The organism is Bradyrhizobium sp. WYCCWR 13022, assembly GCF_030435535.1.
GTDB lineage: Bacteria > Pseudomonadota > Alphaproteobacteria > Rhizobiales > Xanthobacteraceae > Bradyrhizobium.
Genome location: NZ_JAUIZJ010000008.1, coordinates 209,078 through 225,538, shown reverse-complemented (window position 1 = coordinate 225,538; position 16,461 = coordinate 209,078). Strand labels below are relative to the sequence as shown.

Below are 16,461 nucleotides of genomic sequence, written 5' to 3'. Positions count from 1 at the left end.
AGATGACACGAGTATCTGCTGCTGGATGATTACTTCTGAATACATGGGGACCAGAAGAACATGCGCAAATAGACGAAGCTATACTTATCAAGATCGCGGGGATGACTTCAGCTTCTCCATCGATGTCGCCCTGAGCATAGTCGTTGCGCGCCGAGTCACGCTGAATCACACAAGCAATAGATGGTTTCGCTAATGACTTGGTAATGATATGCAAGCTTAGGCGGTGGATACTTTCTTAAATATTAACCCTTTTTCGGTGCCCGGTTGAACTACGCTGGCAAATTTGACGCCGCGCTCTCTTTGGATGGCCAGGGTTTTCGCGCGCCCGCCTCCGACCATGTCGATTCCTTTACCGCCAAGGCGCATGGCCACGTGCCTGACGGCGCGATCGTCATTGCCGATCCGAATCTGATCTTCCACGGCGAGTTCAAGCGCACCGGTGTCGATCTCGTGCTGTCCCGTGACGGCCATGACTTCGTCGTTCACGATTATTTCAGGGGCGACAAGCGCGCGGCGATCGCCTCGCCCGACGGCGCCCATCTCACCGGTGACATCGTCAGCGCGCTCACGGGCTACGTTCAGGTCGCGCAGGCCGCGCCCGGCGCCGCCACGGCGCAGGTGATCGGCCACGTCACCAAGCTCACCGGCAGCGCGACCGCGATCCGCAACGGCGTCTCGGTCATCCTGAACAACGGCGACAATGTCGAGAAGGGCGACGTGGTTTCGACCGGTTCGGACTCGACGCTCGGCATCACCTTCATCGACGGCACCGTGTTCGGCCTGTCCTCCAACGCGCGGATGGTGCTGAACGAGATGGTCTACGACCCCAACGGGTCGAACAATTCCTCGCTGCTCAGCCTGGTCGCCGGCACCATCACCTTCGTCGCCGGCGACACCGCCAAGCACGGCGATATGAAGATCGACACGCCGGTCGCCACCATGGGCATCCGCGGCACCGCGGTGCTGACGGAGATCAACTTCGTCGTTCCCCCGGGCGGCGGTGATCCGCAGCCGCAGGCGAATTTCCAGGTGCTGGTCGAGCCGAACGGCACCACCGGCTCCTACATCCTGTTCGACAAGCTGACGCTGCTGCCGATCGCGACGGTCAATCAGGCCGGCCAGATGATCCAGATCAGCGGCGGCAACGTCTCGGTCACCAATGCGCTGCTGTCGCCTGACGTGCAGAAGCTGATCACGGACGTGTTCACGCTGAAGTTCACGGACAACAACACCAACACCAAGCTCACCACGAACTTCACCGACACCATCACGCAGAACGGCAACATCGTCATCATCAAGACGGACACTGGTGCGACCGCGACCGCGACCTTCACCAATACCGTCAACAATGGCACCGGCCCCGGGCAGGGCGGGACGGACAAGGGGGCCGATCGTTTTCCTGGACCGCCCGACGCGCGCACCCTCGATGCCAACGGTAATGTCACGACGGCGTTCGCCACGACCGAGCACGCCGCGGCGACCGGCGACCGCGCAGACGCGACCGGCGCGCCCGTGCCTTCCGACACGATCACCATCCGGGTCACGTTCGTCGACCAAAACCTGGGCGACCGGCCAACGGTGTCGGTGAGCCTCGACGCATCAAGCTACACCTATAAGGACGCCGGTGATCACGACGTCACCGCCTCGCTCACTGCTCTGCAGAAGCAGGACATCGCGGCGACGCAGGTCCAGATCGCCGTCGCCGCCGACGGCGGCAACAACAACAACGGTTCGGCGGTCCTGACCTACACGGTCCCCGACCACGTCTTCGACTTTCTGGCGGCCGGCGAAACGTTGACGCTGACCTACAATGTCAGCGTCAACAACAATTTCGCGGTCCAGCCCGAAGCCAAGACCATCCCGATCACCATCACGATCACCGGCACCAACGACAAGCCCGTGATCGCCACCAGCGTCCCGACCATCACGTTCGCGGGCGGCACCAGCGTCCCCGGCGGGCCGCTCACCAGCGACGTGCCGACGTCGGGCACGCTGACTTTCAACGATGTCGACCTCACCGACGCGCATACGGTGTCGGTGTCGGATTTCAGTGCGGTCCTGCCCGGTGGCACTGTTCCCACGGCCATCTCCGACTTCCTCGCGGGTGCCTTGCTGGTCTCGATCGGATCCGGCGATGACAGTACCGGAACCGGCACGGGGACGGTCACCTGGTCGCTGAAGGACATTCCGGTCTACCTCGCGGACTTCATTCCGCAGGATGAAGTGCTGACGCTGACCTACACGGTGACGGTCACGGATTCGCAGGGCGCGACCTCGAACCAGACCATCACGGTCACGATCACCGGCACCGACGCTCCTGCCGTGGTGTGGATCGCGACGAACGCGCCCTCGGGCGGTTTCTGGAAGGACGGTGCCAACTGGGAAACCGGCACCGTTCCGACGATCAATGACGACGTCATCGTCATCACCGATCAGCTGCATGGGCTGACGCCCTCCTATCCCGTCACGATCGACCTCCCGGCGTTCGGCAAGTCGCTGACGATGGATGATTACGACACGACGGCCGACCACACCGCGCCAGAGGTGATCAACCACAGCACGCTCACGCTCGCGGGCACGCTCACGCTCAATGCCGACGCGAAGTTGACCAATGCTGCGCACGACACCGTCTTCGTCGGCGGCGCGATCGATGTCGAGACGATCACCCGGAAGAACGGCGATGTCGTCGTCAACACCGCCGCGATTGCCAATGCGGGCACGCTCACGCTGGCCGCAGGCGGCAAGATCGCCTCCCTGACCACCATCGCCAATTCCGGCACGATCGAACTTTCCGGCGGCACGCTGGCGCTGAACACCAGCATCGCCAATGATGGCGGTGGCGTGCAGGTCGACTCCGTTGCGACGCTGGTTGCGGACACCGTGACGCTCGACGGCGGCACCCTCACCATTCTCGGCACGCTGGAGCTCGACGGCATCAGCCTGATCGAGAACGGCACGCTGAACAATTCCGGTGCGGTCAACGTCAAGGGTGCGGCGGAGTTCGCCCACGAACTCGTCGACAACGCCGGCGGCACGATCGAGATCTGGGCGAACGACACGCTGACCCTGAACGGCGTCACGATCAGCGGCGGCGCCGTCGAGGGCGACGGCAGCATCGACGTCACCGGCGCCAGCCGGATCGACAGCGGCGCGACGCTGAGCGCGAGCGCCGTGACGGTCGAAAGCGACGCCACGCTGACATTCGGCGATGCGACGGTGTCGACAGGCGCCATCGACAATGGCGGCACCGTCGAGGTCGAAGCCGACGAGACGCTGACGTTTGCCGGCGCCACCCTGACCGGCGGCACGCTGGCGATCACGGGCACGCTTGAAACGACCGGCACCGGCGCCATCGACAGCGCCGACACCACCGTAGCCACGACCGGAACGATCTCCGTCACCAGCGGCACGCTGACGATCGACCCTGGAACGCTGCACGCCATCACCAATCACGGCCTGATCGAAGCGGTGACCGGCGGCACGCTGAATCTGACGACTGCCACGATCGGCAATGCCGACGGCACGATCTCGGTTGACGGCACGTCGAAGCTCTTTCTGACCGACGTCTCGATCAACGGCGGCAGCCTCACCAACGCCGGCAATCTCTACAGCGCCGGTCTCGACACGGTGACAGGCGGCGTCACCAACACCGGTGTCATCGAGGTCCAGGGCGGCACGCTGAACCTGTCCGGCGGCCTCACCGGCGCCGGCAAGCAGATCATCATCGACGACGAGGCGACGCTCGAGCTGGCCGGCGCTGACGCGCAGGCCATCAGCTTTGCCGGCGGCACCAGCACGCTTCAGCTCGACAAGGTGGCCGGCCAGAGCTTCACCGGCACGATCGCGGGTACCTCGTCGCAGGACGGCACCTTCACGATCACCGGAACGGCCGATATCTCGACATCGCTGGGCGACGCGCTCGACTTCACGGCCTCGGGCGGGACGAGCGATGGCGGCGGTGGCAACATCGTGCTGACACCGACCGGCACGCTGGCCGGTCACGACAACGGCATCGTCGTCACCCAGGACGGCATCGGCGATATCTCGCTCACGACGGTCGGCGACATCACGGGCCAGACCGGCAGCGGCATCGTGCTGCACGACGGCGTCAACGGGGCCGGCGGCATCACGGCGACGATCGGCGGCGGCGTCACCGGCGCCGTCGGCTTCGATGTCGTGTCCCATGGCGACGGCGACGTCACCATCACGAACGACGGTGACATCACCGGCACGGCCTCGTTCGGCATCGATATCGACCAGAACGATTCGGGCGCGGCCGGCGCGACGCACGTCGTCAATCACGGCACCGTGGTCGGCGCCGACGGTGTTGCGGCAATCTCCATCCGGGAAAACGACGCCAACGCGGCCGTGATCGACAATTCCGGCACCATCGGACCCGCTGATGCGGACACGGTGACCTCGACGACCCATGCGATCGTCGAGACCGGCGGCGCCGTCACCATCAACAACACCGGCCACATCAACGGCAACATCTCTGTCGCCTCCGCCACGTTCAACAACGAGGCGGGCGGCACCTGGACGGTCGCCGGCAGCGGCGTGTTCGGCGCTGCGTCGTCGATCGTCAATCACGGCGACATCGATCTGCACGGCGCCTCGATCTCCGGCACCGGGCTGAGCGTCGAGAATGACGGCGGCATCGACAGCTGGGGCGCTGCGTCGATCGCGGGCGATATCACCAATACCGACACCGGCCTGATCGAGGTTCACGCCGGGACGCTGACGCTGTTCGGCTCGCTGACGGGCTCGACGTCGAGCGCGGTCGTCGTCGATGCCGGTGCCACGCTCGAGGTCAAGGGCGCGGTATCGCAAACGGTCACGCTCGCCGGCGACGGCGCCGAGTTCGAGATCGACACGCAGCATTTTGGCGGCGCGATCGCGGACCTGACCGCGAACGACAAGATCGACCTGACGATGATCAAGTGGGGGCTCGGCACCACCGCGGACTATGTCCCCAATGCCGACGATCCCGCCAGCGGCGGTGTGCTGACGGTTACCGGCGACGATGGCGCGACCATCAGCCTGACCCTGGTCGGCGACTATCGCGACGCACATTTCGCCGGCAGCGACGAGGGCGGCCACACGCTGATCACCATCCACGCCGACGACGACGCACCGGCGTTGAGCACGGATGGTGCGACCTTGACGGCGAGCGTCTCCGAGCTCGCCGATACCACCAATTCTCCGACGCTCGACCCGTCGCCGGCCGCGACGGGCTCGATCGCTTTCACCGACATCGACCTGACCGACCGCCCGACGGCGATGATCACGGACAGGTCGGCCACCTGGCTCGCTGCCGATGGAGATACCCAGCTCACGCTGACCTCGGGACAGGCAAGTGCGCTGGAAAATGCGCTTTCGGTCCTGACGTCGGGCAAGAACAACGGCACCGCCGACTGGAGCTATTCGATCGCCGACAGCGCGCTGGATTTCCTCGCGCGGGGCCAGACCGCGACGGTGGTCTCGACCATCACGCTCGACGACCATCACGGCGGGAGCGATACGGCGCAGGTGACGGTCACGATCACCGGCGCCAACGACGCGCCGACGCTCGCCGACACGACGCTGCCGTCCGTCGCCGGCAACCAGGGCGACCCGGCCGGGCACAGCTTCAGCGATCTGTTCCAGGGCAAGTTCGCCGACGTCGACGATGGCGGCAGCCTGAAGGCCATCGCGGTGACGTCGGACACGGCGTCATCGAGCCAGGGCGTCTGGCAATACGAGCTCGCGGACACCGGCCAGTGGGTCGACATCGGCTCGGTCAGCGACACCCATGCGCTGGTGCTGGACCCCGGCACGCTGGTGCGATTCGTCCCGGCCAACGGCTTCACCGGCACCCCGGATCCGCTCGGTGTCCACGCCCTCGACGACACCTATACTGGCGGCATCACGAGCTCCGCCTCGCCGGTGACGACCGATATCACGGTGATGGATACAGACGGCACGGCCTCGGTCTCGCACCAGGCCGCCACGATCGGCACGAGCGTGACCGCCCCCGTCGGCGGGCCCGTGATCGACACCACTCATTTCTACGTCGTGCATGACGGCGAGCTCGGCACCGACACCATCTTCAATCTCTTGGTCACTGACACCGATTCCGGCGCTTCGACGGATGGCTTCACGGTCACGGCAACCACCGCGCATGCGCCGGGCAGCAGCGTCGATCTGTCGCCGACGTCGGGGTCGCTCGCCGACATCAACACGGCCTTCACGGACGGTGTCACCTACAGTGGCGGCGTCACGCCGCCTGATACCGACCAGATCGCGGTGACGGTGACGGACAAGACCACCGGTCTCTACGACACTGTCAACTTCATCTTCAACGAGGGCGACGCCAGCAACGGCGTCACGCTGACCGGCACCAGCGGCAAGGACGTCATCTTCGCGACGACGACCGGCGACACGCTGACGGGCGGTGACGGCAAGGACCAGTTCGTGTTCGCACCGGGCTCGAGCGGGGGCGACGCCACGCATACCGTCACCGATTTCATCGAAGGCCTCGACACGATCGACCTGCGCCAGTTCTCCGGTGTCAGCTCCATCGGCAATCTGACCATCGTCCAGCAGCAGACCTCCGCCGACACGCTGGTCACATGGAGTCAGCAGATCAGTCATTCGGACGGACCGCCGGTCACGGAGAACGAACAGCTCCTGCTGAAGAACGTGATTGCCGCCAATCTCAAGGCCAGCGATTTCATCTTCCACGTGACCTGACGAGCGCCGGATCCGGCCGGCTGGCCCGCGGCGAACGCCCAGCCTGACCCCGGCAAAAAATCGACAATCCTTCGCCCCAGGGAATAGCCAACCGCGCACTGAAGTTCCATGATCGGCCTCCGAGGACGTGGCGCGCGGCAGGAAGCTCGACTGACATGAAACGTCTCAAAATCTGGCGCCGGTGGTTCGCGCAAAAATTCGGCTTCGCGCGGCTGCTGTGCCTTGGGCTGCTGATCGTGTTTGCAGCCCTTCGGCTCTGGGATCCGCCGCCGGTCCAGGAACTGCGGCTGCGCACCTTCGACATGTTCCAACTGATCGATCCCCGGCACAAGACGGTGCGGCCGGTCACCATCGTCGACATCGACGACAAGAGCCTTGCCAGGTTCGGCCAGTGGCCATGGTCGCGCACGCGCATCGCGGACATGATCATCAACCTCACCAGCAACGGCGCGGTGGCGATCGGCTTCGACGTGGTGTTCTCCGAGCCCGACCGGCTCAATCCGGATCTGGTTGCGAGCCAGATGCGCTATCTGGACGACGCCACCCGCACCAGGCTGCGCGAACTGCCGAGCAACGACCAGGTCCTCTCCGAAGCGATCAGGCGCTCGCGCGTGGTGCTGGGCGAGACCGGGCAGTCGACGATCACGTCGGAGATCGACAAGGAGCTTCCCTTCACCGGCGTGGCGACGGTCGGTGAAGCCGGGGCCGAGCGCTTTCTGTTCGAATTCCCGGGCCTCCTGCGCAACGTGCCCGTCATCGAGAAGGTCGCCGCCGGTCGCGGCCTGTTCACGATCAGGACCGAGCGCGACGGCCTGATCCGGCGCGTGCCGACGGTCATGCTCGCGCAGGGCAACATCATGCCCTCGCTCAGCCTCGAGATCCTGCGGGTCGTCACGGGGACTCCGACGCTGCTGGTGCGGACCGACAAGGCCGGCGTCCGCGCCGTCCGCCTCAAGGGTGTCGAGATCCCGACCGACGAGAACGGTCAAATCTGGGTGCACTATGCCCGTCACGATCCCTCGATCTACGTCTCGGCGGCCGACGTGCTCGACAACACCGTGCCGCCGAGCAAGATCAACGGCAAGCTGGTGCTGATCGGTACCTCCGCGGTCGGCCTGAACGACATCAAGACCACGCCGGTGTCGCGCGCCATGCCGGGTGTCGAGATTCACGCCCAGGTGCTCGAAAGCATATTGACGGGCGCAACGATCTCCCGGCCGAACTACGCGCTCGGCATCGAATTGCTCGCAGCGATGATCATCGGCATTCTCGTCATCATCTTCACGCCGAATCTCGGCCCGGTCAGGCTGGTGGTTGCGGGCGCGATGTTCGCCGCCATCCTGATCGGCACGTCCTGGTTCTTCTACTCGCAGTACCGCTATATCATCGACTTCACCTATCCGCTGCTGTCGACGACCGCGATCTACCTGACCTTCATCTTCGCGAGCTTCGTGCGCGAGCAGCGGCAGCGGAAGGAGATCCGCGGCATCTTCGCGCAATACATGTCGCCCGTCCTGGTCGAGCAGATGGCGCAGTCGCCGGAGAAGGTCGTGCTCGGCGGCGAGGAGCGCGAGATGACGATCATGTTCTCCGACGTGCGCGGCTTCACCACGATTTCGGAGAGCTACAAGCACGATCCGCAAGGGCTCATCGTGCTGATGAACCGCTTCCTGACGCCGCTCACCGACGTGATCATCGAAGAGAAGGGCTACGTCGACAAATACATGGGCGACGCCATCATGGCGTTCTGGAATGCACCGCTCGACGATGCCAACCACCAGGTCAACGCCTGCGAGGCCGCGGTCCAGATGCTCGAGAAGATCGACGTGGTCAACAAGGAGCGCGAGCAGGAGGCCGCCGACGGCGGCCGCATCTACATCCCGCTCAATGTCGGCATCGGTCTCAACACCGGCATCGGCGTGGTCGGCAACATGGGCTCCGATCTGAAGAAGAACTATTCGGTGCTCGGCGACAGCGTCAACCTGGCGTCACGCCTCGAAGGCCAGACCAAGGAATACGGCTTCCCGATCATCGTCGGCTCCCGCACCGCGCTCGCCGCCAAGGACAGGTTCGCGATCCTCGAGCTCGACTTCATCATGGTCAAGGGCAAGACCGAGCCGGAAGTGATCTATGCGATCGCCGGCCGCGAGGACGTGATGCATTCGGCCGCGTTCCAGCGCCTGCGCAACATCACCATCGAGATGCTCGGCTGCTACCGCAGCTGCGATTGGCAGGGCGCGCTGGACGCCATCGAGCGCGGCCGCCGCAGCGAGGATGCCGATACGCTGGAAAAGCTGTTCAAGCTGTACGAGGCGCGCATCAAGGAGTTCAGGATCAACCCGCCGCCGGAAGGCTGGACCGGAGCGTATGCGCTGCTGACGAAATAGAGGGCGAGGCTTTACGCTCGTCCCACGACGAAAGTGTCGCCCCCGCGCAGGCGGGGACATCGCGACGCCGCCCATTTGCGGAGCCGCCCTGCGCAAATGCGGCACCAAATCTCACGGCGCTCGGTAATATGGGTCACGAGGCCGCCTGCTCCATGGCCACTTCGGGATCAGGCCATGGCCGAGCGGCCAAAGAGGAAACCGCATGACGAGACCAACGACAAAAGAGATCCAGGCGACGGTACGGATCGCCGGCATTCCCGTGGACGACGAGATCGCGACCCGCATTTCCAACTCCATCGGGCCGGCCTTCGAAGGCTTCGCGGCCATCGCCGGCACGCTGCCGTTCGACCTCGAGCCGGCGCTCTATCCGCTCGCGCAAGCCGCGAAGGTGTCGAAATGAGCGCTGAGCCCGCCTTGATGACGCTCACCGAGGTCGCGCGTGCGATCGCGATGAGGCAGGTCTCCTCCCATGAGGTGACGCGCGCCCTGCTGCACCGCATCGCGCAATGGCAGCCGCATCTCAACGCCTTCATGTCGATCGAGTCGGAAGCGGCGCTGAGGGCAGCCGATGCCGCCGACGCCGACCTCGCCAAAGGCGAGGTGCGTGGTCCGCTGCACGGCGTTCCGCTCGCGCACAAGGACATGTATTACGACGCCGGCAAGGTCGCGACCTGCGGCTCGCTGATCCGCCGCGACTTCGTGCCGACGGTGACGTCCACCGCGCTGCAGCGGCTGAAGGATGCCGGCCAGGTCCGCCTTGGCACGCTGCATCTGGCCGAATTCGCCTATGGTCCGACCGGGCACAACGCCCATTACGGCCCGGTGCGCAATCCCTGGAACGTCGCGCATATCACCGGGGGCTCCTCCTCGGGCTCCGGCGCGTCGGTCGCCGCGCGGCTGACCTATGCGGCGCTCGGCTCCGACACCGGCGGCTCGATCCGCATGCCCGCGCATTTCTGCGGCGTCACGGGGCTGAAGACGACCGTCGGCCGCGTCAGCCGCGCCGGGGCGATGCCGCTGTCGCAATCGCTCGACACGGTTGGCCCGCTCGCGCGCACGGCGGAGGACTGCGCGCTGCTGCTGGCGCTGATGGCTGGTGCGGATCCGGAGGACTCGACGACCAGCCGCGAACCGCTGTCGGATTACGTCGCCGCCACCAAAGGCTCGCTGAAAGGCTTGAAGATCGGCGTGCCCGCGTCCTTCTATGTCGACGATCTCGACAGCGAGGTCGCGCGCGTGCTGGACGAGACCATCGCGGTGCTCAAGCGCGAAGGCGCCGACATCGTCAAGGTCGAACTGCCGGACCAGCGGCAATTGTCGTCCGCAAGCCAGCTCGTGCTCGCGGCCGAAGCCGCCGCCTTCCACAAGCGCTGGATGATCGAGCGGCCGCAGGATTACGGCGCGCAGACGCTGATGCGGCTGCAGAACGGCCTTTCCGTTCCCGCCGTCACCTATCTCGAGGCGATGCGCTGGCGCGGCCCGGCCCTCGCTGCGCACAACGCGGCCGTCGCAGGCGTCGACGCCATCATCGCACCGGCCTCGCCGATCCCGGCGCCGACCATCGAGGAGAGCGATGTCGGCGGCGGGCCGAACGCGCCGGCGCTGCTGCAGCGGCTGACGCTGTTCACCCGCCCGGTGAACTTCCTCGGCCTGCCGTCGCTCACGGTGCCCTCGGGCTTCACCAGGAGCGGGCTGCCTGTCGGCATGCAGCTGATCGGCCGCTCCTTCGATGAAGCGACCCTGCTCACCGTCGGCGCCGCCTTCCAGCGCGTCACCGACCATCACGACCGGGTCCCGAAACTGCCGTCATGAGGGGCGGGCGAGGGGGCGACCGAAGCGAGCACCGAGCTGCGGTTACACCTCTCTCGTCATGCTCGCAGGATTCTCCTGCGCGAACATCGGACTATGACAACCCACCGAGCGCATCCCGATGGGCCAGTTCTACTGTGCATGGGCTGTTTTCGCGATTCGTGTCTGACCGGTCCCGCCCTGGGCACCATTCAGACCCCATTCATCCCGGTTCCGGTTCCATGGCCGCGTTCACGGAGAGGGACTTCAACTTATGTACATTTCTGGTCAAAGCCTCATCGTCATCCTGTTCGTCGGCCTGGTCGCCGGCTGGCTCGCCGGCAAGGTGGTGCGGGGGAGCGGGTTCGGCATCATCGGCGACATCGTGATCGGCATCGCCGGCGCGTTCGTCGCGAGCTTCCTGTTCCCGAAGCTCGGCATCCATATCGGTGTCGGGCTGGTCTCGGAGATCATCTTTTCCGCCATCGGCGCCGTCATCCTGCTGCTGGTGGTGCGACTGGTGCGCGGCGGCGGCCGGCTCTAGCCGTCTCGATCGACCGGAACCTCCGCCTCTCCCCAGCCCTGGGGGGAGGCGCTTGTCTTTGCTAGAAAAAGCCGCAAAGACTGTGAAATACCGGACTTGCGGATCGAGCCGTCCGGGGTAGATGTGATGCGGGCCCGGATAAATTCGATTGCGTTGCCCGCGGGAAGAACCCGATATTAATCCGGGGCGGGTACGCCTCGATTTGCCTGTGAATTCGGGGGGCCTCCCCCTTACCCGAAAGAGATCAGACTGATGGCAGCCGTTCCCGGCCTCCGCCGTTCAGAGCTCGGTGACGCGCTGCGTGCCTGCCGCACCGCGTTCGTCGGCGTCGGCTTCATGAGCTGCATGATCAACCTGCTCTACCTGACCGGGTCGCTCTTCATGCTGGAGGTTTACGACCGCGTGCTGCCGAGCCGCAGCATTCCGACCCTCGTCGGCCTGATCGTGCTCGCCGGCGGCCTCTACATGGCGCAGGGCGTGCTCGACATGATCCGCAGCCGCATCCTGGGACGGGTCGGCACCGCGCTCGACGAAGCGCTGAACAAGCGCGTGTTCGACACCATCGTGCGGCTGCCGCTGCTGGTCGGCAACCGCAACGAGGGACTTCAGCCGCTGCGCGACCTCGACAATGTCCGCTCCTTCCTGGGCAGCATGGGCCCGAGTGCGTTCTTCGACCTGCCATGGCTGCCGCTCTATCTCGGCATCTGCTTCGCCTTCCACGTCTGGATCGGCGTGACCGCGCTGATCGGCGCCGTCATCCTGGTCGGCCTGACGCTGGTCACCGAATTCCTGTCCCGCCAGCCGGCGAGGGAGGCGATGGGCCTTGCCGCCCAGCGCAACGACCTCGCCCAGTCCAGCCGCCGCAACGCCGAAGTTCTGGTGTCGATGGGGATGGCCGGCCGGCTGAACGCGCGCTGGAGCGCGGCCAACGAAAAATATCTCGCCGGCAATCAGCGTGCGAGCGATGTCGCCGGCGGCCTCGGTGCGATCGCCAAGGTGCTGCGCATGATGCTGCAATCGGCGGTGCTCGCGGTCGGCGCCACGCTCGTCATCCGCCAGGAGGCGACTGCCGGCATCATCATCGCGGGCTCGATCCTCTCCGCCCGTGCATTGGCGCCGGTCGATCTCGCGATCGCGCATTGGAAATCCTTCGTCGCGGCCCGTCAGAGCTGGCATCGCCTCAGCCGTCTGCTGGAACAGATGCCGGCGCAGGCGATACCGACCCAGCTGCAGGCGCCGACCAGCCGCCTCGCGGTCGAGGCCCTCGCCATGGTGGCGCCGGGTGACCAGCGGCTCATCGTCCAGGACGTCACCTTCGCGCTCGAAGCCGGCAACGGCCTCGGCGTGATCGGCCCCAGCGGCTCCGGCAAATCCTCCCTGATCCGCGCGCTGGTCGGCGTCTGGCAGCCGGTCCGCGGCAAGGTCCGGCTCGACGGCGCGGCGCTCGACCAGTGGTCGTCGGACGTGCTCGGCCGTCACATCGGCTACCTGCCGCAGGACGTCGAGCTGTTCGCCGGCACCATCGCGCAGAACATCGGCCGCTTCGATCCCGAGGCCACCTCCGACGGCATCATCTCCGCGGCCAAGGAGGCCGGCGTGCACGAGATGATCATCAAGATGCGCGAGGGCTACAACACGCAGGTCGGCGAGCAGGGCGGATCGCTCTCCGCAGGCCAGGCCCAGCGCGTGGCGCTGGCGCGCGCGCTCTACGGCAATCCGTTCCTGATCGTGCTGGACGAGCCCAACTCCAACCTCGACACCGAAGGTGACGAGGCCCTGACCCGTGCGATCCGCAGCGCGCGCGGACGCGGGGCCATCGTCATCGTGGTCGCGCACCGGCCCATCGGCGTCGAGGCGGTCGACCAGATCCTGGTGCTGCGTGACGGCCGCATGCAGGCCTTCGGTCCGAAGGAGCAGGTGCTCGCCCAGGTGCTCCAGCCCCGCGTTGCGCCGCCGGCGCCGATCAAGATCGTCAGCGAAGGCGGAGTGGCCAAACCATGAGCACGGTGACGGTTGACGGGACAAAGCCCGCCGCGAACAGGACCGTGCGGGAATCGATCCGGTTTCACCTGATCCTCGGGCTCGGAATCGTGCTGTTCCTCGCCGTCGGTCTCGGCGGCTGGGCCTCGACGGTGCTGATCTCTGGCGCGCTGATCGCGCCGGGCCAGATCGTGGTCGAATCCAACGTCAAGAAGGTGCAGCACCCGACCGGCGGCGTGGTCGGCGAGGTGCGCGCGCGCGATGGCGACGTGGTCAAGGCCGGAGACATCCTGGTCCGGCTCGACGACACCGTCACCAAGGCCAATCTCGCCATCGTCACCAAGAATCTCGACGCTGCACTGGCGCGCGCGGCGCGGCTCCAGGCCGAGCAGCGCGGTCTCGACAAGATCGTGTTCCCTTCATCGCTGCTCGATCGCGTCAGCGATCCCGACGTCAAGGCGCTGCTCGACAGCGAAAGCAAGCTGTTCGACGTCCGCGTCAACGGCCGTGCCGGCCAGAAGGCGCAGCTTCGCGAGCGCATCCAGCAGCTCAACGAGGAGATCGAGGGCCTCCAGGCGCAGGAGAAAGCCAAGGACAAGGAGATCGCGCTGGTGCAGCAGGAGCTCACCGGCGTGCGCGATCTCTATGACAAGCATCTGGTGCAGATCTCGCGCCTGACCACGCTGGAGCGCGACAGCGCCCGCCTCAATGGCGAGCGCGCCCAGTACATCGCCTCGCGGGCGCAGGCCAAGGGCAAGATCACCGAGACCGAGCTTCAGATCATCCAGGTCGACAAGGACATGGTGAGCGAGGTCTCCAAGGATCTGCGCGAAACCAATGACAAGAGCGGCGAGCTGATCGAGCGCAAGGTCGCGGCCGAAGACCAGCTCCGTCGCGTCGACATCCGCGCGCCGCAGGACGGCATGGTGCTGCAATCGACGGTGCATACCGTCGGCGGCGTCGTTACCGCCGGCGACACCCTGATGCTGATCGTGCCGCAGACCGACGACCTCCAGGTCGAGGCCAAGGTCAATCCTGTCGATATCGACAAGCTGCAGATCGGCCAGAAGACGTTGCTGCGTCTCTCCGCCTTCAACCAGCGCACCACGCCTGAACTGAACGGCGTCGTCAGCCGCGTGTCGCCGGACGTCACCACCGACCAGCGCACCGGCCAAAGCTACTATACCATCCGCGTCTCGATGTCCCCCGAGGAGGTCGCCCGCCTCGGCGACTCCAAGCTGATCCCCGGCATGCCGGTGGAAGCGTTTGTGCAGACCGGCGACCGCACCATGCTGTCGTACCTGTTGAAGCCGCTGCACGACCAATTCATGCGGGCCTTCCGCGAGAAGTGACGCGCGGCAAATTCGATCTCGTAGGGTGGGTTACGCCAAGGCTAACCCACCCTACGGCACCTTCTTCTTTGCTATAGTTCGACTCACGCAAACAGCCCGGCGGTCGAACCATGCAATCTCCCCCCTCCATCGCCACGAAATCCTTCTCCGATGCGGGCCTCGCCGTCGCCCGTCTCGAGAAAATCTACGAGCGCAACACCAAATTCCTGCGCGACCGGTTCGAGGCCTATGTCTCGGGCGAAGCGATCACGACGCGGGTGCGCGCCTATTATCCCTTCGTCCGCCTCACCACCGCGACGCATGCGCGGCTGGATTCGCGTCTTTCCTACGGCTTCGTCGCCGGACCCGGCGTGCACGAGACTAGCGTGACTCGACCCGACCTGTTTCGCGCCTATCTCACCGAGCAAATCGGCCTGTTGATCCAGAACCACGGCGTGCCCGTCGAGATCGGCGAATCCGCCGAGCCGATTCCGATCCATTTCGCCTATCGCCGCGACATCAACATCGAAGCGGCCATCACCACCAGCGAGAATTCGCCGGTCACGCGGTCGCTGCGCGATGCGTTCGACGTACCTGATCTTGCCACCATGGACGATTCCATCGCCGACGGCACCTTCGAACTTCGGCCGGGCACGCCCGAGCCGCTGTCACTGTTCCGTGCCGCCCGCGTCGATTACTCGCTGCGCCGACTCTATCACTACACCGGCACCGATCCCGAGCACTTCCAGAACTTTGTCATTTTCACCAACTACCAGTTTTACGTCGATGCGTTCGCGCAATCGTGTCAGCAGCGTCTTCAGTCCGGCGAAGCCGGCCTCGACGCCTTCGTCGCGCCGGGCAACGTGATTACGCGCAGCGGCGGTGCGACCACAGGCGATGCACCCGTGCGCTCGCCGCAGATGCCGGCCTTTCATCTGGTCATGCCAGGCTATCGTGGCATCAGCCTGATCAACATCGGCACCGGTCCGTCGAACGCGCGCAATGTCACCGACCACGTCGCGGTGCTGCGGCCGCATGCCTGGCTGATGCTCGGGCATTGCGCGGGCCTCCGCAACACGCAACGGCTCGGCGACTACGTGCTCGCCCATGGCTATGTGCGCGAGGACCACGTGCTCGACCGCGAGTTGCCGCTGTGGGTGCCGATCCCGGCATTGGCCGAGATGCAGGTCGCGCTGGAGCAGGCGGTGGAGGACGTCACGGGCCTGGAGGGTTTCGAGCTCAAGCGCCTGATGCGTACGGGCACCGTTGCCAGCGTCGACAACCGCAACTGGGAGATATCCGGGCCAGAAGTGATCCGCCGCATGTCGCAATCACGCGCGGTCGCGCTCGACATGGAATCGGCAGCGATCGCCGCCAACGGCTATCGCTTCCGCGTCCCCTACGGCACGTTGCTCTGCGTCTCTGACAAGCCCCTGCATGGTGAGATCAAGCTCGCCGGCATGGCCAGCGAATTCTACCGTCGCCGCGTCGGCCAGCATCTCGAGATCGGCCTCAAGGCGCTGGAACGGCTTAAGCAGCAGGAGTCGGAACGACTGCATTCGCGCAAGCTCCGCAGCTTCGCCGAGGTGGCCTTCCAGTAAGGCAACAGAGCTGTCATACGAACGCCGACGTCTCCGCGTGGACGGCGTCCCGGAATATTGCTGCCGTGGCAGGGTTATCAGATGGTCCGGGGCCGCTT

At 65.5% G+C, this 16,461-nt stretch carries 8 protein-coding genes and 1 pseudogene; all 9 read left to right on the top strand.

Annotated features, from left to right (window positions below):
• Positions 1–264 precede the first annotated feature (264 nt).
• Positions 265–6,732: a FecR domain-containing protein gene (locus tag QY049_RS14185; protein WP_258764091.1), complete on the top strand. Its 6,468-nt coding sequence runs from the start codon at positions 265–267 to the stop codon at positions 6,730–6,732.
• 155 nt (positions 6,733–6,887) lie between these two features.
• Positions 6,888–9,119, top strand: a complete 2,232-nt coding sequence (locus tag QY049_RS14180) for a CHASE2 domain-containing protein (protein WP_194478275.1) — start codon at positions 6,888–6,890, stop codon at positions 9,117–9,119.
• A 68-nt stretch (positions 9,120–9,187) separates the two neighbouring features.
• Positions 9,188–9,325: pseudogene (locus QY049_RS14175) on the top strand (dipeptide/oligopeptide/nickel ABC transporter ATP-binding protein); the annotation flags it as partial.
• A complete protein-coding gene (locus QY049_RS14170; protein ID WP_258764090.1) occupies positions 9,322–9,519 on the top strand; it encodes a hypothetical protein in 198 nt (65 codons plus the stop codon). The pseudogene QY049_RS14175 and the gene QY049_RS14170, both read left to right, overlap by 4 nt.
• Positions 9,516–10,931 carry an amidase gene (locus QY049_RS14165; RefSeq protein ID WP_258764088.1) on the top strand — a complete coding sequence of 472 codons (1,416 nt, stop codon included), beginning with the start codon at positions 9,516–9,518 and terminating at the stop codon, positions 10,929–10,931. The genes QY049_RS14170 and QY049_RS14165 overlap by 4 nt, the downstream gene beginning before the upstream one ends.
• A 250-nt stretch (positions 10,932–11,181) precedes the next feature.
• Entirely contained in the window at positions 11,182–11,451 is a 270-nt protein-coding gene (locus tag QY049_RS14160) for a GlsB/YeaQ/YmgE family stress response membrane protein (RefSeq protein WP_194478272.1), read from the top strand.
• Positions 11,452–11,703: 252 nt separating this feature from the next.
• Positions 11,704–13,452: a type I secretion system permease/ATPase gene (locus QY049_RS14155; protein ID WP_258764086.1), complete on the top strand. Its 1,749-nt coding sequence runs from the start codon at positions 11,704–11,706 to the stop codon at positions 13,450–13,452.
• Positions 13,449–14,783 (top strand): HlyD family type I secretion periplasmic adaptor subunit, encoded by a 1,335-nt coding sequence (locus tag QY049_RS14150; RefSeq protein ID WP_258764084.1) that lies wholly within the window; start codon positions 13,449–13,451, stop codon positions 14,781–14,783. Before QY049_RS14155 ends, QY049_RS14150 begins: the two co-directional genes overlap by 4 nt.
• A 110-nt stretch (positions 14,784–14,893) precedes the next feature.
• Complete coding sequence (locus QY049_RS14145; protein WP_194478269.1) at positions 14,894–16,363, top strand: AMP nucleosidase; 1,470 nt, start codon at positions 14,894–14,896, stop codon at positions 16,361–16,363.
• Positions 16,364–16,461 lie beyond the last annotated feature (98 nt).

Excerpts from the sequence above, each read along its gene's own strand:
- QY049_RS14145 (WP_194478269.1), top strand. The coding sequence starts at position 14,894 with ATGCAATCTCCCCCCTCCATCGCCACGAAATCCTTCTCCGATGCGGGC.
- QY049_RS14180 (WP_194478275.1), top strand. The coding sequence starts at position 6,888 with ATGAAACGTCTCAAAATCTGGCGCCGGTGGTTCGCGCAAAAATTCGGC.
- QY049_RS14150 (WP_258764084.1), top strand. The coding sequence starts at position 13,449 with ATGAGCACGGTGACGGTTGACGGGACAAAGCCCGCCGCGAACAGGACC.
- QY049_RS14160 (WP_194478272.1), top strand. The coding sequence starts at position 11,182 with ATGTACATTTCTGGTCAAAGCCTCATCGTCATCCTGTTCGTCGGCCTG.
- QY049_RS14165 (WP_258764088.1), top strand. The coding sequence starts at position 9,516 with ATGAGCGCTGAGCCCGCCTTGATGACGCTCACCGAGGTCGCGCGTGCG.
- QY049_RS14170 (WP_258764090.1), top strand. The coding sequence starts at position 9,322 with ATGACGAGACCAACGACAAAAGAGATCCAGGCGACGGTACGGATCGCC.
- QY049_RS14155 (WP_258764086.1), top strand. The coding sequence starts at position 11,704 with ATGGCAGCCGTTCCCGGCCTCCGCCGTTCAGAGCTCGGTGACGCGCTG.